At 66.9% G+C, this 20,869-nt stretch carries 16 protein-coding genes; 12 read left to right on the forward strand and 4 right to left on the reverse strand.

The window, feature by feature from the left end:
• Complete coding sequence (gene metH / locus CUJ89_RS16155) at nucleotides 1–2,718, forward strand: methionine synthase (protein WP_201752251.1); 2,718 nt, start codon at nucleotides 1–3, stop codon at nucleotides 2,716–2,718.
• 111 nt (nucleotides 2,719–2,829) lie between these two features.
• Here the strand turns inward: metH and CUJ89_RS16160 are convergent, their stop codons facing one another.
• Nucleotides 2,830–3,153 (reverse strand): DUF1840 domain-containing protein, encoded by a 324-nt coding sequence (locus CUJ89_RS16160; RefSeq protein ID WP_114178197.1) that lies wholly within the window; start codon nucleotides 3,151–3,153, stop codon nucleotides 2,830–2,832.
• Between the two features lie 200 nt (nucleotides 3,154–3,353).
• On the opposite strand from CUJ89_RS16160, the gene argS reads away from it, so the two are divergent.
• The 6 genes from argS (at nucleotide 3,354) to CUJ89_RS16190 (ending at nucleotide 11,493) form a co-directional block, all read left to right on the forward strand.
• Nucleotides 3,354–5,135, forward strand: coding sequence for an arginine--tRNA ligase (argS, locus tag CUJ89_RS16165; RefSeq protein WP_114178198.1), 1,782 nt, complete (start codon nucleotides 3,354–3,356; stop codon nucleotides 5,133–5,135).
• A 109-nt stretch (nucleotides 5,136–5,244) separates the two neighbouring features.
• Nucleotides 5,245–6,129 (forward strand): SPOR domain-containing protein, encoded by an 885-nt coding sequence (locus CUJ89_RS16170; RefSeq protein ID WP_114178199.1) that lies wholly within the window; start codon nucleotides 5,245–5,247, stop codon nucleotides 6,127–6,129.
• 69 nt (nucleotides 6,130–6,198) lie between these two features.
• Complete coding sequence (locus CUJ89_RS16175) at nucleotides 6,199–6,837, forward strand: thiol:disulfide interchange protein DsbA/DsbL (RefSeq protein WP_114178200.1); 639 nt, start codon at nucleotides 6,199–6,201, stop codon at nucleotides 6,835–6,837.
• A 19-nt stretch (nucleotides 6,838–6,856) separates the two neighbouring features.
• A complete protein-coding gene (locus tag CUJ89_RS16180; protein WP_114178201.1) occupies nucleotides 6,857–7,630 on the forward strand; it encodes an SDR family oxidoreductase in 774 nt (257 codons plus the stop codon).
• Nucleotides 7,631–8,058: 428 nt separating this feature from the next.
• Nucleotides 8,059–9,654 (forward strand): ABC transporter substrate-binding protein, encoded by a 1,596-nt coding sequence (locus CUJ89_RS16185; protein ID WP_114178202.1) that lies wholly within the window; start codon nucleotides 8,059–8,061, stop codon nucleotides 9,652–9,654.
• A gap of 198 nt (nucleotides 9,655–9,852) precedes the next feature.
• Nucleotides 9,853–11,493 (forward strand): ABC-F family ATP-binding cassette domain-containing protein, encoded by a 1,641-nt coding sequence (locus tag CUJ89_RS16190; protein ID WP_114178203.1) that lies wholly within the window; start codon nucleotides 9,853–9,855, stop codon nucleotides 11,491–11,493.
• Between the two features lie 123 nt (nucleotides 11,494–11,616).
• Here CUJ89_RS16190 and CUJ89_RS16195 read toward each other — a convergent pair whose 3' ends face one another.
• The 3 genes from CUJ89_RS16195 to CUJ89_RS16205 form a co-directional block, all read right to left on the reverse strand.
• Nucleotides 11,617–11,862 carry a DUF6429 family protein gene (locus tag CUJ89_RS16195; protein ID WP_114178204.1) on the reverse strand — a complete coding sequence of 82 codons (246 nt, stop codon included), beginning with the start codon at nucleotides 11,860–11,862 and terminating at the stop codon, nucleotides 11,617–11,619.
• Nucleotides 11,863–11,896: 34 nt separating this feature from the next.
• Nucleotides 11,897–13,690 carry an SWIM zinc finger family protein gene (locus tag CUJ89_RS16200; protein ID WP_114178205.1) on the reverse strand — a complete coding sequence of 598 codons (1,794 nt, stop codon included), beginning with the start codon at nucleotides 13,688–13,690 and terminating at the stop codon, nucleotides 11,897–11,899.
• 73 nt (nucleotides 13,691–13,763) lie between these two features.
• Entirely contained in the window at nucleotides 13,764–14,840 is a 1,077-nt protein-coding gene (locus CUJ89_RS16205) for an MBL fold metallo-hydrolase (protein WP_114178206.1), read from the reverse strand.
• 304 nt (nucleotides 14,841–15,144) lie between these two features.
• Between CUJ89_RS16205 and aceK the strand changes: the two genes are divergently transcribed.
• From aceK to CUJ89_RS16235, 5 genes are all read left to right on the forward strand, one after another.
• Nucleotides 15,145–16,962, forward strand: a complete 1,818-nt coding sequence (gene aceK / locus CUJ89_RS16215; RefSeq protein ID WP_114178207.1) for a bifunctional isocitrate dehydrogenase kinase/phosphatase — start codon at nucleotides 15,145–15,147, stop codon at nucleotides 16,960–16,962.
• A 60-nt stretch (nucleotides 16,963–17,022) separates the two neighbouring features.
• Nucleotides 17,023–17,790, forward strand: a complete 768-nt coding sequence (gene can, locus CUJ89_RS16220) for a carbonate dehydratase (RefSeq protein ID WP_114178208.1) — start codon at nucleotides 17,023–17,025, stop codon at nucleotides 17,788–17,790.
• A 100-nt stretch (nucleotides 17,791–17,890) separates the two neighbouring features.
• Nucleotides 17,891–18,568: an SDR family oxidoreductase gene (locus CUJ89_RS16225; RefSeq protein WP_114178209.1), complete on the forward strand. Its 678-nt coding sequence runs from the start codon at nucleotides 17,891–17,893 to the stop codon at nucleotides 18,566–18,568.
• Nucleotides 18,569–18,607: 39 nt separating this feature from the next.
• Nucleotides 18,608–19,045 (forward strand): YchJ family protein, encoded by a 438-nt coding sequence (locus CUJ89_RS16230; RefSeq protein ID WP_114178210.1) that lies wholly within the window; start codon nucleotides 18,608–18,610, stop codon nucleotides 19,043–19,045.
• Between the two features lie 107 nt (nucleotides 19,046–19,152).
• Nucleotides 19,153–20,427 (forward strand): dienelactone hydrolase family protein, encoded by a 1,275-nt coding sequence (locus tag CUJ89_RS16235; protein ID WP_114178211.1) that lies wholly within the window; start codon nucleotides 19,153–19,155, stop codon nucleotides 20,425–20,427.
• The last annotated feature ends 442 nt before the right edge of the window (nucleotides 20,428–20,869 follow it).

Genomic DNA, 20,869 nt, shown 5'->3' on the forward strand with positions numbered 1-20,869 from the left:
ATGACCGATCACATGATGCGCCTTGCCGGCCTCGAGCCGTTCAACGTCACGCCCGGGACGCTCTTCATCAACGTCGGTGAACGAACCAACGTCACCGGCTCGAAGGCGTTCGCGCGGATGATCCTCAACGGCCAGTTCGACGAGGCGCTCGCCGTCGCGCGCCAGCAGGTCGAGAACGGCGCGCAGGTGATCGACATCAACATGGACGAGGCGATGCTCGATTCGAAGGCGGCGATGGTCCGCTTCATGAATCTGATCGCGTCGGAGCCCGATATCGCGCGCGTGCCGATCATGATCGACTCGTCGAAGTGGGAAGTGATCGAGGCCGGCCTCAAGTGCGTGCAGGGCAAGGCGATCGTGAACTCGATCTCGCTGAAGGAAGGCGAGGAAGCGTTCCGCCACCACGCGAACCTGATCCGCCGCTACGGCGCGGCAGCCGTCGTGATGGCGTTCGACGAGACGGGCCAGGCCGACACGTACGCGCGCAAGACCGAGATCTGCAAGCGCTCGTACGACTTCCTCGTCAACCAAGTCGGCTTCCCGCCGGAAGACATCATCTTCGACCCGAACATCTTCGCGGTCGCGACCGGCATCGAGGAGCACAACAACTACGCGGTCGACTTCATCGAGGCGACCCGCTGGATCAAGCAGAACCTGCCGTACGCGAAGGTGAGCGGCGGCGTGTCGAACGTATCGTTCTCGTTCCGCGGCAACGACGCCGTGCGCGAGGCGATCCACACCGTGTTCCTGTACCACGCGATCCAGGCGGGGATGGACATGGGCATCGTCAACGCGGGCCAGCTCGGCGTGTATGCCGATCTCGACGCCGAGCTGCGCGAGCGCGTCGAGGACGTGATCCTGAACCGCCGCGCGGATTCCACCGACCGGCTCCTCGAAATCGCCGACAAGTTCAAGGCGGGCGGCGCGAAGAAGGAAGAGAACCTCGAGTGGCGCAACCAGCCGGTCGAGAAGCGGCTCTCGCACGCGCTCGTGCACGGCATCACGACCTTCATCGTCGAGGATACGGAAGAGGTGCGCGCGAAGATCGACGCGGCGGGCGGCCGCCCGATCAACGTGATCGAAGGCCCGCTGATGGACGGGATGAACATCGTCGGCGACCTGTTCGGCCAGGGCAAGATGTTCCTGCCGCAGGTCGTGAAGTCGGCGCGCGTGATGAAGCAGGCGGTCGCGCACCTGATCCCGTTCATCGAGGAAGAAAAGCGCCTGCTCGCGGAAGCGGGCGGCGACGTGCGCGCGAAAGGCAAGATCGTCATCGCGACCGTGAAGGGCGACGTGCACGACATCGGCAAGAACATCGTGTCAGTCGTGCTCCAGTGCAACAACTTCGAAGTGGTCAACATGGGCGTGATGGTCCCGTGCAACGAGATCCTCGCGAAGGCGAAGGTCGAGGGCGCGGACATCATCGGGCTGTCGGGCCTCATCACGCCGAGCCTCGAGGAAATGGCGTACGTCGCCTCCGAAATGCAGCGCGACGACTACTTCCGCGTGAAGAAGATCCCGCTGCTGATCGGCGGCGCGACCACCTCGCGCGTGCACACGGCCGTGAAGATCGCGCCGCACTACGAAGGCCCGGTCGTCTACGTGCCCGACGCGTCGCGCTCGGTGTCGGTCGCGTCGAGCCTGCTGTCCGACGAAGGCGCGACGAAATACCTCGACGAGCTGAAGTCCGACTACGATCGCATCCGCGTCCAGCACGCGAACCGCAAGCAGCAGCCGATGGTCACGCTTGCCGAAGCACGCGCGAACCGGGCCAAAATCGACTGGGCAAACTACCAGCCCACGAAGCCGAAGTTCATCGGCCGCCGCGTGTTCAAGAACTACGACCTGAACGAGCTCGCGAACTACATCGACTGGGGCCCGTTCTTCCAGACGTGGGACCTCGCGGGCCCGTACCCGGCGATCCTGAACGACGAGATCGTCGGCGAATCGGCGCGGCGCGTGTTCTCCGACGCGAAATCGATGCTCGCGCGCCTGATCCAGGGCCGCTGGCTAACCGCGAACGGCGTGATCGCGCTGCTGCCGGCGAACACCGTCAACGACGACGACATCGAGATCTACAGCGACGAGTCGCGCTCGGAAGTACTGCTCACGTGGCGCAACCTGCGCCAGCAGAGCGTGCGCCCGGTGGTCGACGGCGTGATGCGGCCGAACCGCTCGCTCGCCGACTTCATCGCGCCGAAGGAATCCGGCGTCGCCGACTACATCGGGATGTTCGCGGTCACGGCCGGCCTCGGCGTCGACGTGAAGGAAAAGCAGTTCGAAGCCGACCACGACGACTACAGCGCGATCATGCTGAAGGCGCTCGCCGACCGCTTCGCGGAAGCGCTCGCGGAAGCGATGCACGCGCGCGTGCGACGCGAGCTGTGGGGCTACGCGGGCGGCGAGACGCTCGACAACGACGCGTTGATCGCGGAAAAGTACGCGGGCATCCGCCCGGCGCCCGGCTACCCGGCCTGCCCCGACCACCTCGTGAAACGCGACATGTTCGACGTGCTGCGTGCGGACGAGATCGGCATGAGCGTGACCGACTCGCTGGCGATGCTGCCGGCCGCGAGCGTGTCGGGCTTCTACCTCGCGCATCCGGACAGCCGGTATTTCTCGGTCGGAAAAATCGGGCAGGATCAGCTCGAGGACTACGCGCAGCGCATGGCGCTGTCGCTCGACGACGCGCGCCGCGCGCTCGCACCGCAGCTCTGATCCATGCGGACGGGCGGCCAGCCGCCTGTTTTGTCAGACAAAAAGAAAAGCCCGCTCGAAAGCGGGCTTTTTCTTGTCTTGCCAACCGTTCGTACTGTCGGGCAAGGAAACTCAGAACCCCCAGTGCACGTCGGCTTCGCCGGCCTTCGCTTCGCGCAGCATCGTGAGGAACGGCGCGACGCGCTGTGCCAGGCTCGGCGGCACTTCGTGGTGAGCGTGGTCGGCTTCGTCCTCGTGGAAGTGGCCGGCGTGCTCGGCACGCGCCTGCTTCGCCTGCGCGACGGAGCCTTCCAGCTTCGCGATCGCGTCGTCGAGTTCGTCGTGCGTAATCACGCCGCGCTCGCCCAGCGGCTTGCCGACGACACCCAGCACGAAAACCGCGAAATCCTTCAGCACGTCGAGATCCTGTGCCGCCTTGCTCTTGAACGTAATCATGACAATTCCCTTTTCATCTTGTTGTGCCTGCGCGGCGAAGTTGGGGGACGCCGGCAGACCGGCGTCCGGCCTCGCGGACGCGGGCCGCCTGATCGGCATATTAGCACCTGTTAAAATTCTGCGATCCCTGAAACGCGCGCTTAAAAAGCGCGCCGGCGGGCCGGCATTTCCGGCCGCCACCAACGAAGCCTTCTACCAGCATGCTGCCAGCACACAAACAGACCCTCGAAGCCCTGCTCGCGGATAGCGTCAAGCAGGTCGCACACGCGCTGAAAGGCGCCGACGCCGCGTTCGTCGCCCCGGCCATCACGCTGGAGCGCCCGAAGGTCGCCGCGCACGGCGACGTCGCGTGCAACGTCGCGATGCAGCTCGCGAAGCCGCTCGGCGCGAACCCGCGCCAGCTCGCCGAGCAGATCGTCGCCGCGCTCAACGCGCAGCCGGCCGCGCAAGGGCTCGTCGAAGCCGCCGAGATCGCCGGCCCCGGCTTCATCAACCTGCGCCTGTCGGCCGCCGCGAAGCAGGCGGTGATCGCCGCCGTGTTCGACCAGGGCCGCGCATTCGGCACGTCGGATCGCGAGAAAGGCAAGCAGGTGCTGCTCGAATTCGTGTCGGCGAACCCGACCGGCCCGCTGCATGTCGGCCACGGCCGCCAGGCCGCGCTCGGCGACGTGCTCGCGAACGTGATCGCGAGCCAGGGTTACGCGGTGCACCGCGAGTTCTACTACAACGACGCGGGCGTGCAGATCGGCAACCTCGCGATCTCGACGCAGGCGCGCGCGCGCGGCCTGAAGCCGGGCGACGCGGGCTGGCCGGAAGCCGCGTACAACGGCGAATACATCGCCGACATCGCACGCGACTACCTGAACGGCGAAACGGTCGCCGCATCGGACGGCGAGCCGGTCAAGGGCGCGGGCGACGTCGAGGATCTCGACGCGATCCGCAAGTTCGCGGTCACGTACCTGCGTCGCGAGCAGGACATGGACCTGCAGGCGTTCGGCGTAAAGTTCGACCAGTACTACCTCGAGTCGTCGCTGTACAGCGAAGGCCGCGTCGAGAAGACGGTCGACGCGCTGATCAAGGCCGGCATGACCTACGAGCAGGACGGCGCGCTGTGGCTGCGCACGACCGACGAAGGCGACGACAAGGATCGCGTGATGCGCAAGTCGGACGGCACGTACACGTACTTCGTGCCGGACGTCGCGTACCACGTGGCGAAGTGGGAGCGCGGCTTCACGAAGGTGATCAACATCCAGGGCTCGGACCACCACGGCACGATCGCGCGCGTGCGCGCGGGCCTGCAGGGGCTGCACGTCGGGATCCCGAAGGGCTATCCCGACTACGTGCTGCACAAGATGGTCACCGTGATGCGCGACGGCCAGGAAGTGAAGCTCTCGAAGCGCGCGGGCAGCTACGTGACGGTGCGCGACCTGATCGAATGGTCGGGCGGCGCGGCGCCGGGCCAGGAAGCGGCGCCCGACCTGATCGACGAGGCGACCATCACGCGCGGCCGCGACGCGGTGCGCTTCTTCCTGATCTCGCGCAAGGCCGATACCGAGTTCGTGTTCGACATCGACCTCGCGCTGAAACAGAACGACGAAAACCCGGTCTATTACGTCCAGTACGCGCATGCGCGGATCTGCTCGGTGCTCAACGAATGGAAGTCGCGCTACAACGGCGATGCCGCGCAGCTGCCGGGCGCCGACCTGTCGCAGCTGACGAGCGCGCAGGCCGCGTCGCTGATGCAAAAGCTCGCCGAGTACCCGGACATGCTCACGCACGCGGCGAACGAGCTGGCGCCGCACGCGGTCGCGTTCTACCTGCGCGATCTCGCTGGCGAATTCCACTCGTTCTACAATGCGGAGCGCGTGCTGGTCGACGACGAAGCGCCGCGCAATGCGCGCGCAGCGCTCCTCGCCGCGACCCGGCAGGTACTCGAGAACGGCCTGGCGGTGCTCGGCGTGTCCGCGCCCGCCAAGATGTAAGCGGCCCGAACCGGGCAGCGAATGGCCGCGGCAGCGCCCGCCGTCGGATACCCGCCGCCGGATGCCCGTCGCAGCCCTTTCACGATTCTTTTTGCAGGTGACTCAAGCAATGGCACAAGCACGCCGCACTTCGAAGCAATCGAAACAAGCCGGAGGAACATTTCTTGGAATCGTGCTGGGCCTGATCGTCGGCCTCGCGATCGCGGTGGTGGTGGCGCTCTACATCACGCGTTCGCCGTCGCCATTCGTGTCGAAGGTCGCGCCGCCGCCGGCCGACAACGGTGCGAGCCAGCCGCAGCAGTTCGACCCGAACCGCGCGCTGCAGGGCAAGACGCCCGGCCAGCCGGTGCCGCAGGCCGCGCAGCCCGCGCCGCCCAACACCGCGCCCGGCCAGGCCGCGAACCAGACGCAGGGCGGCCTGCTGCCGGAGCCGCAGATCGTCGAAGTGCCGCCGTCGGCCAACGGGTCGAGCGGCTCGAACAGCACCGGCAGCTCGAACGGCACGACCGCGTCGAACAATGCGTCGTCGGGCAACGGCGTCGCCGTCGCGCCGAAGCCGGCCGACAACACGCCGCCGAAGAAGACGCAGCCGCAGCAGCAGGCCGGCGAGGACGACCTCGCGCGCTTCGCCGCGCAGAAGCAGGCACAGCAGGCCGCCGCGCAAAAGCAGCAGCAACTGGCCGCGAACACGCCGAAACCGACGTCGTCGGCCACGGCCGCCGCGGCCGCGAAGCCGCCGACCGCGAGCGACGCGAATACCGGCTACTTCCTGCAGGTCGGCGCGTATAAAACGGAAGGCGACGCCGAGCAGCAGCGCGCGCGCCTCGGCTTCCAGGGCTTCGAGTCGAAGGTGTCGAAGCGCGACGTCAGCGGCGTGACCTATTTCCGCGTGCGCGTTGGCCCGTTCTCGAAGTTCGAGGATATGAACTCGGCCCGTCAACGCCTGTCCGATGCAGGTGTCGACACGGCGGTGATCCGCTTCACGAAGCAGTAAGCAGCCGGCCGAGCCCACGCAGAACCCGTTACGTTTCGTAACCCGAGCAACTGATTTGACGTTCACAACATGAAAAAACTGCTTAGCACGCTCCTTCTGTCCCTGGGCCTCGCGGCCGGCTTCGCCCAGGCTTCGGCCGCCGCGCCGGTCGCCGGCAAGGACTTCGAGGTGATGAAGTCGCCGCAGCCGGTGTCCGCGCCGGCCGGCAAGGTCGAGGTGATCGAGTTCTTCTGGTACGGCTGCCCGCACTGCTACGAATTCGAGCCGACGATCGAGGCCTGGGTGAAGAAGCAGGGCAACAACATCGACTTCAAGCGCGTGCCGGTCGCATTCCGTGACGATTTCGTCCCGCACTCGAAGCTGTTCTACGCGGTGTCCGCGCTCGGCATCTCCGAGAAGGTCACGCCGGCGATCTTCAACGCGATCCACAAGCAGAAGAACTACCTGCTGACGCCGCAGGCGCAGGCCGACTTCCTGGCCACGCAGGGCGTCGACAAGAAGCAGTTCACCGACGCGTACAACTCGTTCAGCGTGCAGGGCGAGGTGAACCAGTCGGCCAAGCTGCTGAAGGACTACGCGATCGACGGCGTGCCGACGGTCGTCGTCCAGGGCAAGTACAAGACAGGCCCCGCTTACACGAACAGCATCCCGGGCACCGCGCAGGTGCTCGACTTCCTCGTGAAGCAGGTTCAGGACAAGAAGCTCTGATCCCCGCCCGCGCGCCGGCATGACTACTCCGCTGAAGGTCTTCATCACCGGCGCGTCGAGCGGCCTCGGCCTCGCGATGGCCGAGGAATACGCCCGCCAGGGCGCCACGCTCGCGCTCGTCGCGCGCCGCCCCGATGCGCTCGATGCGTTCGCGCGGCGCTTCCCCAAGCTGTCCATCTCCGTCTATTCCGCCGACGTGCGCGACGCCGACGCGCTCGCGACGGCCGCCGCGTCGTTCATCGCGACGCACGGCTGCCCCGACGTCGTGATCGCGAACGCGGGCATCAGCCAGGGCGCCGTCACGGGCCAGGGCGATCTCGCGACATTTCGCGACGTGATGGACATCAACTACTACGGGATGGTCGCGACGTTCGAGCCGTTCGTCGGCCCGATGACGGCCGCGCGCCACGGCACGCTGGTCGGCGTCGCGAGCGTCGCCGGCGTGCGCGGTCTGCCCGGCTCCGGCGCGTACAGCGCGTCGAAATCGGCCGCGATCAAGTATCTCGAATCGCTGCGCGTCGAGCTGCGCGCGGCCGGCGTCGGCGTCGTGACGATCGCGCCCGGCTACATCCGCACGCCGATGACGGCGCACAACCCGTACCGGATGCCGTTCCTGATGGACGCCGACCGCTTCGCCGCGCGCGCGGCACGCGCGATCGCGCGGCAGCATGCGTTCCGCGTCATTCCGTGGCAGATGGGCGTCGTCGCGAAGGTGCTGCACGTGCTGCCGCGCTGGCTCTACGACCGCCTGTTCGAAAAGGCGCCGCGCAAGCCGAAGGCCGGCACGCGCTGACGCACCGCAGGCCCGGCACGCGCGACGCGCGCCGGGCCACATCGCCGCGTCGACGTTTCGGTTTCGCGGCACTTGCCGCGGCGTCCGCGCCGCTCCCGACGCGCCGATCTCCAGCACCTCTGCCCCCGCTTCTCCCGCTTCTCCCGCTTCTCCCGCTTCTCCCGCTTCTCCCGCTTCTCCCGCTTCTCCCGCTTCTCCCGCTTCTCCCGCTTCTCCCGCCGCCCAGCCAGCACCCTCCCGCCGCGTCAACATCCGTTCCGTCGCGAACGCAGCCTTTGTTCGGTCAATTCGCCGCGTTCCGGCGCCTTTTTTCACGCGTCGCGCGCTTTGGCGCTATGCTATTCGCCAGCCGCGCCGGCCCCGCCCGCTTCCGGGTCGCGCCCGCATCCCGTCATCAAGCAAAAAGCACAAGCCACGTGGGAGATCCTATGCACGTCAAGCTGTTCGCCGCGGCCGCGGTCGCCGCCGCACTCGCCGCCCCCGGCCTCGCCGCCGCCAAGCCGCTCACCGTCTGCACGGAATCGAGCCCGGACGGCTTCGACGTCGTGCAATACAACTCGCTCGTCACGACCAACGCGTCGGCCGACGTGCTCTTCAACACGCTCGTGTCGTACGACGAAGCCGCGAAGAAGGTCGTGCCCGCGCTCGCCGACAAATGGGAAGCGAGCGCCGACGGCCTCACCTACACGTTCCACCTGCGCCCGAACGTCGCGTTCCAGACCACCGACTATTTCAAGCCGGGCCGCGCGCTCGACGCGGACGACGTCGTGTTCACATTCACACGGATGCTCGACGATTCGAACCCGTGGCACAAGGTGGCCGGCGCGAGCGGCTTCCCGCACGCGCAGTCGATGGGCCTCGTGAAGCTCGTAAAGTCGGTCACGAAGGTCGACGACAGCACGGTGAAGTTCGTGCTGAACGAGCCGAACGCGACGTTCGTGCCGATCCTGACGATGGGCTTCGCGTCGATCTACTCGGCCGAATACGCGAACCAGTTGCTGAAGGCCGGCAAGCAGGCCGACCTGAACGCGAAGCCGGTCGGCACGGGCCCGTTCGTGCTGAAGAGCTATACGAAGGACGCACTGATCCGCTACGACGTGAACCCCACGTACTGGGGCACGAAGCCGAAGGTCGACCGGCTGATCTATGCGATCACGCCCGACGCGTCGGTGCGCCTGCAGAAGGTAAAGGCCGGCGAATGCCAGATCGCGCTGTCGCCGAAACCGCAGGACGTGCTCGCCGCGAAGGGCGAAAGCGCGCTGAAGGTCGTGCAGACGCCCGCGTTCATGACCGCGTTCGTCGCGCTGAACACGCAGAAGAAGCCGCTCGACAACGACAAGGTACGCGAGGCGCTGAACCTCGCGTTCGACCGCACGACCTACCTGAAGGTCGTGTTCGACAACACCGCGACGGCCGCGAACAACCCGTATCCGCCGAACACGTGGAGCTACGCGAAGGACGTCGCGCCGTATGCGTACGATCCCGCGAAGGCGAAGCAGCTGCTCGCGCAGGCCGGCTTCCCGAACGGCTTCTCGACGACGATCTGGACGCGCCCGACCGGCAGCGTGCTGAACCCGAACCCGAAGGTCGGCGCGGAACTGCTGCAGGCCGACCTCGCGAAGATCGGCGTGAAGGCCGATGTGAAGGTGATCGAATGGGGCGAGCTGATCAAGCAGGCGAAGCTCGGCCAGCATGACATGCTGTTCATGGGCTGGGCCGGCGACAACGGCGATCCGGACAACTACCTGTCGCCGCTGTTCAGCTGCAACGCGGTGAAGTCGGGCATCAACTTCGCGCGCTTCTGCGACGCGCAACTCGACAAGCTGATCGCCGACGGCAAGTCGACCGCCGACCAGGCCAAGCGTGCGAAGCTGTACGAAGCGGCGCAGAAGATCATCCACGAGCAGGCGCTGTGGATCCCGCTCGGCTACCCGACCGCGGCGGCGCTCACGCGCGCGAACGTGAGCGGCTATCGCGTGAGTCCGTTCGGACGACAGAACTTCACGACGGTCTCCGTGCAATAACCGCGATAACCGCGCGTGGCGCGCAAGCGACGGCGTTCGCACCCGTCGCTTGCGGCCCGCGCGCTTCGCTTGCTACACTCCGCTCCTATTCCTCATACTGGACGCCAGCCAAAGTGAATAACTAAGCCTTCCCAAAATGTTTTCGCCGCCGTGCCACGCACGCCGCGCGAAGGTCTTCACACATTTTCGGAGGTGCTTATGGCTGCAGCCACGCCCACTGGCGCGCTCGTCGCGCTTCATCACGTTTCCTTCCGCTTCGACGACGGCTTCACGCTGTTCGATTCGCTCGACCTTTCCATCGACCGCACGCCGACGGGCATCGTCGGCCGCAACGGCGTCGGCAAGAGCCTGCTCGCGCAGTTGATCGCGGGCCGCTGCGCGCCGGGTTCGGGGACGATCGACCGGCACACGCCCGTCGCCTACGTCGCGCAGCAGCACGACGACGGATCGGCCGGCCCGCGCACCGTCGCGCAAATCGCCGCGCTCGATGCGCCGCTCGGCGCGCTTGCGCGTCTCGCTGACGGCCAAGCCGAGCCGCACCACTTCGACCTGATCGGCGATCGCTGGGATCTCGCCGAGCGGCTGCGCGCGGCGCTCGACGCGGCCGGCCTGCACGACGTGCGACCCGACACGCCCGCGCAGGCGCTGAGCGGCGGCCAGCTCGCGCGCGTCGCGCTGATCGGGGCACTGCTGTCCGGCGCCGGCCTGCTCGTGCTCGACGAACCGACCAACCATCTCGACGCGCCGGGCCGCGCATGGCTGCGCACGGCGCTCGACGGCTGGCGCGGCGGCCTCGTCATCGTGAGCCACGACCGTGCGCTGCTCGCCAACGTGCAGCGCATCGTCGAGCTGACGCCGCAAGGCGCACGCTCGTACGGCGGCAACTACGCGCTCTACCGCGCGCAGCGCGACGCGGAACGGGATGCCGCGCAAGCGGCGCTCGATCATGCGCGCACCGAGCGCGGACGCGTCAGGCGCAGGCTCGAACAGGAACACGACACGATCCAGCGCCACGCGGCCGGCTCGCTGCGCGATGCAAAGACGGCCAATCTGTCGTCGATGGCGCGTCAGAGCCGCAAGGGTGCGGCGCGCAACGTCATGGGGCAGGTCCGGCGCCACCAGGACGAATTCAAGGCGACGCTCGACGAACGCGTACAGCAGGCGGCCGCGCGCGTCGAGGCCGATGCGCCCGTGCTCGTGTCGCTGCCCGGCACCGAGATCAGCGCGCGCCGCCAGCTGTTCACGCTCGAACGCGCACAACTGCCGTGGCGTGTGGCCGGCGACGCCGATGCGATCACGTGGTCGGCGAGCGGCGCGGTGCGCATCGCGCTGACGGGCCCGAACGGCTGCGGCAAATCGACGTTGCTGCGGATGCTCGCGGGCGAGCTCGCGCCGCGTTCAGGCACCTGCACGACGCACGTGAGCGCGGCGTATCTCGACCAGCGGCTCGCGCTGCTCGATCCCGGGCGTTCGATCGTCGAGCAGTTGGGGTTGCTCGATACGCCGCTCGCCGAAGGCGACCTGCGCAGCCGTCTCGCGCTGCTGCAGCTCGACGCGACGCGCGCGACGCAACCTGCGCGCCAGTTGAGCGGCGGCGAACGGCTGAAGGCCGCGCTCGCGTGCGCGTTGTGGCGCGGCACGCCCGCGCAACTGCTGCTGCTCGACGAGCCGACCAATCACCTCGATCTCGAATCGGTGCGCGCGATCGAAGCCGCACTGGCCGGCTTCCCGGGCGCGATCGTGGTCGCGTCACACGACACCGCGTTTCTCGCGGCACTCGAACCGACGCATACGATGCAATGGCATCACGACGGGTGGCGCTACGAACCCGTCGTGTGAGGAGAACGAAGCGGTATCAGCTGGCGGTGCGGAACCGCAGCACGCCGTCGTCGCTCTGCTCGCGCACGCGACGTGCACTTCGTCGTGGTGCGCGCCGAGCAAAGCGCGTAGACATTCATTTCATCACGGTTCAGCGGCAGTGTCGGAACTGGCGAAAAGTCGCTTGAAAAGGCGTGCCGACTCTCGCAAGCCCTCGTCGGTCAGGACGACCGACTTCGTCTTGTTGACGGGATCGTCGACCAAACCGCGCGCATGCAGCCGGTTCAGCACCTCCCAGTCGAAACTCTTCCAGGCGCGGTTGTGGTCATGCAGAGTCAAGTAGAGGAGCGCAAGGACCGCGTCATCGATTGCGGCTATGTCGACGTTCATCGCATGTTCCCTCCTGATCTTTCGATGCTTCCATTCACCCCGCCGACACGCCGAGCGTCGCAAGCAGCTTGATGAAGTTCCGCTTCGCGCGATACGTTTTCCGAATCGACTCAAGCTCCGCATCGAATTCCGTTTGCTGCCGACGCGCCCCACGCAGCGCGCCGATCTTGCGCACGACGTCGAACGCGTCGTCGTAGCGCGCATTGCCCGTGCCATGCTCGACCGCAACCGGCAGCAGCCGATGATAGAGCGCAATCGCATCGTCGGGATGCGTCTTCGCGCGCGCGGCTGCCATCGCCGACCAGACTGCGGTCGCGACCGGCCCGCCGCAGAACGCGTCCCAGGCCGCCAAGTCATCCTTGTCGGCGAGCAGCAGTTTGACTAGCTCGGTGCGCGGCGACGGCTGCCAGCCCCACCGCGTCTTCGCGCTCTCCTTCGAGGTTTCCGACTGTCGCGCCAACGTCCGCAAATGCACGAGCGCGCGTTCGCGCACGGCATCGCGCCGCGCGGTCTTCGCAGCCACCTTCATCAGCGCGGCGAATTCGTCGGCGGTCGGATTGGTCTCGAAGCGCTGCCAGGCGAGCGCGTCGGCCCGGTCGAAATCGCGCCGGCGCAGGTATTCGACGATGCAGAAGCCTAGCAGGTCCGAATTGTGCCGCTCGGGCGCTTCCTGGATTCCGCGCTCCGCCCACGCGAGACCTTCATCGAAACGATCGTGGGCAGCGCACAATTCCGCGATCTGCAGAAACCGGTATGAACCGGACAGATCCTTCGACCAGATGCGGATCAGCGCGTCGACATCGCCATCGTGCTTCGCCAGCGATTCCATCGCGTGCTCGAGATTCAAACGCACCGTATCGTAGGTACGCCGATCGTCCCGCCCCGGCGGCAGTAGCGGCAACGCGGACCAATGCTGCTCGACCAGTTCGCGATACCGGGCCAATCCCGTCTCGCCGAGCGGCTCGCCGTAGTTCGGCAGCACGTCGTAGAACGTATCCCACTGCCCGCCGGCCTGCACGCGGAACAGACGGTCGGCGAGCTTCACCGGATCAGGCCGGGTCCGGCGGCACGCGTCGAGATGCAGGTCCGCCAGCTCGCGAATCCCCGGCGCGACGCTGCCGTCCGAATCGTCGATCTGCTCGAGGCTCGCTTCCGCGTCCGCGATCGCGAGTTCGGCAAGCTCGACCACCAGCGCGGCATGAGGGCCGGCCAGTTGCCGGCGCAGCATATCCGCCAGTTCGAACAGGCCTTCCCCGTAGACATGGGCTTCATCCCAGCCGAGCGGCCGCGCCACACGCGCCAACTGGCGGACGGCAGCTCTCAGGCTCGCAACATCGCCGGCACTCGCGGCGCGCGCCTCGAACAGCAACCGGTCGCGCAATGACCGGTCGCGCTCGGCCGCGTCGAGCAGCCAGTTCCGCAGGGCGTCCTCGTCAAGTGCCGCCAGATACTCGCGAATCAGCTCCGCATGGGTCTTGCGCTTGCGCCGCGAACGTGTCGGTCCGGGCGTCTCGTCGTGAAAGACCTCCTCGCCGCTGTTTTCAAGCCACGACAATGCGACAGCCACCGCATGCTTGCAAAACGCGCCGCCGTCGCCGACCGGACAATTGCATGCGTAGTCCAGCGCGCCGTCGTCGCTCACCTCGAATTCGACGTGATAGCGGTACGTGCCGCGCACGGTCGCCGACAGCACGCCGTCGCGCTCGGTCAGCCGCGAGACGGCGCCGTCGTGATAATAGGCCTTGCCGCGCTCGAAGGATTTCGGATCGGCCAGCGCCTGGATTTCCGCGAGCGAGATGACGTCGGAGAGGGAGACATTGCCCGGCATGAGTCGCGACAGGTATTCGGATCGAGGGAGAAAATTGTACACAAGCGCCAGGCTGGCCCCGGCCGGCGCGCGCTCAATGCCGCGCGAAACGGATCACGCCGTCCGCGTTCTCGCTACGCTTCAATTCGCCCGCGAGCCACAACAGGTTCAGGTGCGCGAGCGCCTCGCCAAGCGCGAACGTCATCTGGTGGATGTCGAGCTCGCGGCGGCGGAACATGATCGGCACGATGTCGGCCGCGCTCATCGGCTGTTCCGCGCACGCGACGCGCACTTCGTCGAGCCGCGCGTCGTGGTGCGCGCGCAGTTGCGCGATGCGCGTGCGCACGCCGCGGAACGGCTTGCCGTGCGACGGCAGCACGAGCGTGTCGGGCGCCATCGTCTCGTAGCGGCCGAGCGACTGCAGGTACAGCGCGAGCGGGTTCGCTTCCGGCTCGAGGTCGAACACGGACACGTTCGTCGAGATGCGCGGCAGCACCATGTCGCCGGAGATCAGCACGCCGTCCGCTTCGCTGTGCAGCGCGCAATGTTCAGGCGAATGGCCGAAGCCGGTGACGACGCGCCAGGTGCGCGCGCCGATCGTCACCGCGTCGCCTTCGCGCAGGCGCCGGTAGCGCGCCGGCACGGCCGGCACGAGATCCGAGTAGTAGCTGCGGCGGTTGCGCAGCTTGTCGAGCGCGGCCGGATCGGTCAGCCCGTGACGCGCGAAATGATCGGCGGCCGCGGCGCCGCCCGCGTTCGAGCCGTTGCCGCCGGCCATCAGGCAGCCGAACAGGTATTCGCCGAGCGTCATCCACAGCCGCACGTTCCAGCGGCCCTTGTCGCCGCCTTCGCACAGCCAGTTCGCGAGGCCGAAATGATCGGGGTGGCAGTGCGTGACGAGCACGCGCAGCACGGGCAGGCCGTCGAGATGCGACTCGAAGATCTGCTCCCAGTGCGTGCGGATCGCATCCGACGAGATCCCGCAATCGACGATCGTCCAGCCGGCCTGCCCGTCGATCTCGTCGCGCAGCAGCCAGAGATTGATGTGGTCGAGCGAGAACGGCAGCGGCATGCGCAGCCAGCGCACGCCGGGCGCGACCTCGAACGTGTCGCCCGCGGCGGGCAGCGTGTCGGCGAAGGGATAGTCGAGTTGGTGTTCCAGTGCGTTCATCGGTGGGGCGTCTCGTCGTTATCGGTGCGAATGCGCGCCAGCGGCGGGCCGCGGCGCGCGTTGCGTCGATTCTATCGCCGTCCCGCGAAACGCGTGCCCGGCGGCCGCCGGCCCGTCAAAAAAAGTTCGTGCCAGAATCGGTTCCGTACCCGTATCTTTACGCGAAGATGCACCGAACGGCACCCAACGGCAGGCAACCCGTCGCTTGCCGGTTGGCTGCGCATTGCCGCAAAGTCCTTGAACCGCCCGCTTGGGCGCTAAAATGGCGAGTGCTTACAGCCCCTCCTGAACGAGCCTGCACGCAATGAATCACTTCCCCAAACTGCTGTCATCGCAGATCGGTTTCGACGTCGCGCAGACGATGCTCGAATACTTCGATCGCCACTACCGGATCTTCCGCGAAGCGGCCGTCGAGGCGAAGACGCTGTACGAGCACGGCGACTGGCACGGGCTGCAGCGGCTCGCGCGCGAGCGGATCACGTCGTACGACGATCGTGTGCAGGAATGCGTCGAGGTGCTGCAAGACGAATACGACGCGGAGAGCATCGACGACGAAGTCTGGCAGCAGATCAAGCTGCACTACATCGGCCTGCTCACGTCGCACCGCCAGCCCGAGTGCGCGGAAACCTTCTTCAATTCGGTGTGCTGCAAGATCCTGCACCGCTCGTATTTCAGCAACGATTTCATCTTCGTGCGCCCGGCGATCTCGACCGAATATCTCGAGAACGACGAGCCGGCCGCGAAACCGACCTATCGCGCGTACTATCCGGGCACCGACGGGCTCGCGGTCACGCTCGAGCGCGTCGTCACGAACTTCCAGCTCGAGCCGGCGTTCGAGGATCTCACGCGCGACATCGCGTGCGTGATGCAGGCGATCAACGAAGAGTTCGGCCGCTTCGACGAAGCGCCGAATTTCCAGATCCACGTGCTGTCGTCGCTGTTCTTCCGCAACAAGAGTGCGTACATCGTCGGCCGCATCATCAACGCCGACCGCGTGCTGCCGTTTGCGGTACCGATCCGCCACGTGCGTCCGGGCCTGCTCGCGCTCGACACCGTGCTGCTGCGCCGCGACCTGCTGCAGATCATCTTCAGCTTCTCGCACTCGTATTTCCTCGTCGACATGGGTGTGCCGTCCGCGTACGTCGACTTCCTGTGCACGATCATGCCCGGCAAGCCGAAGGCCGAGATCTACACGTCGGTCGGCCTGCAGAAGCAGGGCAAGAACCTGTTCTACCGCGACCTGCTGCACCATCTGTCGCATTCGAGCGACCGCTTCATCATCGCGCCCGGGATCAAGGGCCTCGTGATGCTCGTGTTCACGCTGCCGTCGTTCCCGTACGTGTTCAAGATCATCAAGGATCACTTCCCGCTGCCGAAGGAAACGACGCGTGCGCAGATCATGGAGAAGTACCAGCTCGTGAAGCGCCACGACCGTCTCGGGCGGATGGCCGACACGCTCGAGTATTCGAGCGTCGCGCTGCCGCTCGCGCGGCTCGACCACGCGCTCGTGCGCGAACTGGAGAAGGAAGTGCCGTCGCTGCTCGAATACGAGGGCGGCGATCTCGTGATCAAGCACCTGTACATCGAGCGCCGGATGGTGCCGCTCAACCTGTACCTGCAGAACGGCACCGACGCGGACGTCGAGCACGGCGTGAAGGAGTACGGCAACGCGGTGAAGGAGCTGATGAAGGCGAACATCTTCCCCGGCGACATGCTGTACAAGAACTTCGGCGTCACGCGCCACGGCCGCGTCGTGTTCTACGACTACGACGAGATCGAGTACCTGACCGACTGCAACGTGCGCCGCGTGCCGCTGCCGCGCAACGAGGAAGACGAGCTGTCCGGCGAACCGTGGTATACCGTCGGCCCGCACGACATCTTTCCGGAGACCTACGGGCCGTTCCTGCTCGGCGACCCGCGCGTGCGCAGCGTGTTCATGAAGCATCACGCCGACTTTTTCGATCCCGCGCTGTGGCAGGCGAGCAAGGACAAGCTGATGCAGGGCGAATTGCCCGATTTTTATCCGTACGACACGGCGCTGCGCTTTTGCGTGCGCTACCCCGAACGCTTCGGCGCGACGGACCAGGAGAACGACGAAGGCGGCGCGCAGCGCGCCGCCTGACGCGCGATCCCGACGAACCACCCGATATCGACCCGATTTCCGATGACGGAATCCACACCGATGAATATTCAAGACCACCCGCTTTCACACCTGTTCGACAACAACGACGTCTGGGTCAAGCGCAAGCTCGCCGACGATCCGCAGTACTTCTCGCGTCTCGCCGACCAGCAGGCGCCTGAATACCTGTGGATCGGCTGCTCGGATTCGCGCGTGCCGGCGAACCAGATCATCGGCCTGCCGCCGGGCGAGGTGTTCGTGCATCGCAACATCGCGAACGTCGTCGTGCACACCGATCTCAACTGCCTGTCGGTGATCCAGTTCGCGGTCGACATCCTGCGCGTGAAGCACATCATGGTCGTCGGCCACTACGGCTGCTCGGGCGTGAACGCGGCGCTGCACAACCGCCGCGTCGGCCTCGCGGACAACTGGCTGCATCACGTGCAGGACGTGCGCGAGCGTCACGCGGCGCTGCTCGACGAATGGCCGATGGGCGAAGCGCGCTATCGCCGCCTGATCGAACTCAATGCGATCGAGCAGGTCGTCAACGTATGCCGCACGACGATCGTCAACGACGCGTGGGCGCGCGGCCAGTCGCTCACCGTGCACGGGCTCGTGTACGGCGTGCACGACGGGCGGATGCGCAACCTCGGGATGGCCGTGTCGAACTTCGCCGCGTTGGACGAGACCTACCGGAAGTGCGTCGCCGCGCTCACCGCCCGCGGCCAGCATTCGCCCGACAACGACATGGTCGCGGCGGACGCGGCGCGGCTCGACGACGTCGCGCAGGCCGTCGCCGACACGCTGAAGCCGTGCGGGGACGAGAAGTAACACCGCGGCCTGCGCGACTGCAACGCGACCACGACACGCATCGAACGGAACTGACACCGGCACCGCCACGACGGCGGTGCCAACGAAAGGAGCGACGGGCATGAAAACCGTAATGATCGTCGGTGCATCGCGCGGCCTCGGCCGCGAATTCGTCCGGCAATACCGGCGCGACGGCTGGAACGTGATCGCCACCGCGCGCGACGAAGCGTCGCTCGTCGCACTGCGCTCGCTCGGCGCGCAAGCGCATGCACTCGACATCGCGCAGCCCGAGCAGATCGCGGCGCTCGGCTGGAAGCTCGACGGCGAGCGGCTCGATGCGGCCGTGCTCGTGTCCGGCGTCTACGGGCCGCGCACCGAAGGCGTCGAGACGATCACCGCCGAGGATTTCGACGCGGTGATGCATACGAACGTGCGCGGGCCGATGCAGTTGCTGCCGATCCTGCTGCCGCTCGTCGAGGACGCGCGCGGCGTGCTGGCCGTCGTGTCGAGCCGGATGGGCAGCATCGCCGAGGCGACCGGCACGACCGGCTGGCTGTACCGCGCAAGCAAGGCCGCGCTGAACGACGTGCTGCGCATCGCGTCGCTGCAGACGCGTCACGCCGCGTGCATCTCGCTCCATCCCGGCTGGGTGCGCACCGACATGGGCGGCGCGCAGGCCGCGATCGACCCGGAAACCAGCGTGACCGGCATGCGCCACGTGATTGCCGAAGCCGGCGCGGACGTGTCGCAGGCAAACGGCCGTTTCTTCCAGTACGACGGTATCGAGTTGAGCTGGTGAGCCAGACCGACAACCCGGCGTCGTTAATTCCCGTTTCGCATGATTTTGAACCGACCTGACGCGTGCCCGTGCGGCGGCGCGTCCCCCGCTCCCGCCGGCAAAGCGCCGGCGCCCCGCTACGCGGCCTGCTGCGGCCGCTTCATCGACGGCGGCGAAGCCGCGCCGACCGCGCTCGAGTTGATGCGCTCGCGGTACAGCGCGTACGTGCTCGGCGCGACGGGCTACCTGCGCGCGACGTGGGCGGCGCGCACCTGCCCGCCCGATCTCGACACCGACCCCGAAGCGCCCGACGCGCCGCGCTGGCTCGGCCTCGCGGTGAAACGCCATGTACCGCTCGACGAACGGCACGCGGAGGTTGAGTTCGTGGCCCGCTACAAGGTTGGCGGACGCGCTTGCCGGCTCCACGAGACGAGCCGTTTCGAGCGCGACGAGCATGGTTTCTGGCGCTATGTCGACGGCGAAGTAAGTGAACGCTGACAAATAGTTGCTGTGTCAGACGCCGGGTAATTCCCGCATTGCACAACCCGAATTTGTCGGGCTACGATGACCCTCGAATTGGTCATGTTGCATGGCAGGGCTTACGAATGGCGTTCAGCAAGGTATTGGTGGGATGGATGGCGGCCTGTGCGCTGTCGGCCGCTCAGGCCGGTACGCTGCCGAACGCGAATACGGGTGCCGTCACGGCAAGCGGCTCGCTCGCCCACGCCGAGCGCTTCGATTACGGCGACTCGAACCTGCCGCAGGTCGCAGCCAACCTCAACGAGCAGATCCTCCGCATTCCGGCCGATGCTTCGGGCTCCGTCATGCTCGAGGCGACGCTCTTCAAGCCGGACGGCCCCGGTCCGTTCCCGCTCGTCGTCTTCAACCACGGCAAGAACACCGGCGATCTCCATCTGCAGCCGCGCAGCCGACCGCTCGCGTTCGCGCGCGAATTCGTGCGCCGCGGCTATGCGGTGATCGCGCCGAACCGCCAGGGCTTCGCAGGCTCGGGCGGCACGTACCAGCAGGAAGGCTGCGACGTCGGCAAGAACGGCCTCGCACAGGCGGCCGACGTCGATGCGACGGTTCGTTACATGTCGCGCCAGTCCTACGTCGATGCTTCGCACATCGTCGTCGCGGGCACGTCGCACGGCGGCCTCGTGTCGGTCGCGTATGGCACCGAAGCCGCACCGGGCGTGCGCGGCATCATCAACTTCTCCGGCGGGCTGCGCCAGGATCTGTGCGACGGCTGGCAGCGCAACCTCGTCGACGCGTTCGACCGGTACGGCGCGCACACGGCCGTGCGGTCGCTGTGGCTGTACGGCGACAACGATTCGGTGTGGACGCCCGGGCTCGTCGCGCAGATGCACGACGCGTACGTGTCGCACGGCACGCAGGCCCAGTTCATCGATTTCGGCCGCTACAAGGACGATGCGCACCGGCTGATCGTCGATCGCGACGGCGTGCCCGTGTGGTGGCCGGCCGTCAACGCATTCCTCGCTCAACTGAACCTGCCGACCTCGGTGCGCTATGCGGTCGCGAACCCGCACGAGCCGAAGGCGACCGGCTATGCGTCCATCGATGCAGTCAACGCGGTGCCGTATGTCGACGAAGCCGGCCGCGAAGGCTATCGCCGCTTCCTGAACCAGCATCCGAGCCGCGCATTCGCGGTGTCCTCGGAAGGCGCGTGGTCGTGGGCCGAAGGCGGCGACGACCCGATGGCGCTCGCGCTCGACAACTGCGCGAAGCAGGACGCGGGCGCGTGCCGGCTGTATGCGGTCAACGACCGCGTCGTGTGGAACGCGAACACGACGCAGACGGCCGACAACGGCGACGGCAACCCGCGCGATACCGATACGCGCGCGCTGGCTTCGCGCTGACACGCGGCGGCCCGCACGCCGCGCCGTTTTCTTCCGCTTCCTCCGCTTCCTTTCCTCCGCTGCTCTCCCGTTCGCGACCGCGCCGCGCGCCGTCGCATGCCGTTCCGACAGCCCGTTCCCGTACCGGATTCCGCCTACCATTCGGCCGCAGCCTCTCGCGCCTGGCATCGCTCCGCTTCACCGCACCCTGCTTCGATCCCCGATTTTTCGCGATCGCGCCGCGTCTCGGCCCGCGATTTTTTTCTGTCGGAGGGGCTCACTCGAACGTCGTCATCTGCGGCGATTTCCGCGCATCCGGCGCGTACCGTTCCGAGCCCCCATTAACTGCGCCGAACTCCCGCCCGGCAAGGCTTTGCGGTGTTTGTAACCGCTAGTGCAACGTGCCGCGGAACGCGCTAATCTCAGCGCGTTTTTGTATCCGCTGCGCGGCATCCCGCCGATG

This window comes from Burkholderia pyrrocinia, from assembly GCF_003330765.1.
Lineage (GTDB): Bacteria > Pseudomonadota > Gammaproteobacteria > Burkholderiales > Burkholderiaceae > Burkholderia > Burkholderia pyrrocinia_B.

Bases quoted from the DNA above. Each gene is read 5' to 3' on its own strand.
- CUJ89_RS16205 (WP_114178206.1), bottom strand. From the start codon at position 14,840: ATGAACGCACTGGAACACCAACTCGACTATCCCTTCGCCGACACGCTG.
- CUJ89_RS16160 (WP_114178197.1), bottom strand. From the start codon at position 3,153: ATGATTACGTTCAAGAGCAAGGCGGCACAGGATCTCGACGTGCTGAAG.
- CUJ89_RS16190 (WP_114178203.1), top strand. From the start codon at position 9,853: ATGGCTGCAGCCACGCCCACTGGCGCGCTCGTCGCGCTTCATCACGTT.
- CUJ89_RS16235 (WP_114178211.1), top strand. From the start codon at position 19,153: ATGGCGTTCAGCAAGGTATTGGTGGGATGGATGGCGGCCTGTGCGCTG.
- CUJ89_RS16230 (WP_114178210.1), top strand. From the start codon at position 18,608: ATGATTTTGAACCGACCTGACGCGTGCCCGTGCGGCGGCGCGTCCCCC.
- CUJ89_RS16170 (WP_114178199.1), top strand. From the start codon at position 5,245: ATGGCACAAGCACGCCGCACTTCGAAGCAATCGAAACAAGCCGGAGGA.
- CUJ89_RS16200 (WP_114178205.1), bottom strand. From the start codon at position 13,690: ATGCCGGGCAATGTCTCCCTCTCCGACGTCATCTCGCTCGCGGAAATC.
- argS (WP_114178198.1), top strand. From the start codon at position 3,354: ATGCTGCCAGCACACAAACAGACCCTCGAAGCCCTGCTCGCGGATAGC.
- can (WP_114178208.1), top strand. From the start codon at position 17,023: ATGAATATTCAAGACCACCCGCTTTCACACCTGTTCGACAACAACGAC.
- CUJ89_RS16195 (WP_114178204.1), bottom strand. From the start codon at position 11,862: ATGAACGTCGACATAGCCGCAATCGATGACGCGGTCCTTGCGCTCCTC.
- aceK (WP_114178207.1), top strand. From the start codon at position 15,145: ATGAATCACTTCCCCAAACTGCTGTCATCGCAGATCGGTTTCGACGTC.
- CUJ89_RS16180 (WP_114178201.1), top strand. From the start codon at position 6,857: ATGACTACTCCGCTGAAGGTCTTCATCACCGGCGCGTCGAGCGGCCTC.
- metH (WP_201752251.1), top strand. From the start codon at position 1: ATGACCGATCACATGATGCGCCTTGCCGGCCTCGAGCCGTTCAACGTC.
- CUJ89_RS16225 (WP_114178209.1), top strand. From the start codon at position 17,891: ATGAAAACCGTAATGATCGTCGGTGCATCGCGCGGCCTCGGCCGCGAA.
- CUJ89_RS16185 (WP_114178202.1), top strand. From the start codon at position 8,059: ATGCACGTCAAGCTGTTCGCCGCGGCCGCGGTCGCCGCCGCACTCGCC.
- CUJ89_RS16175 (WP_114178200.1), top strand. From the start codon at position 6,199: ATGAAAAAACTGCTTAGCACGCTCCTTCTGTCCCTGGGCCTCGCGGCC.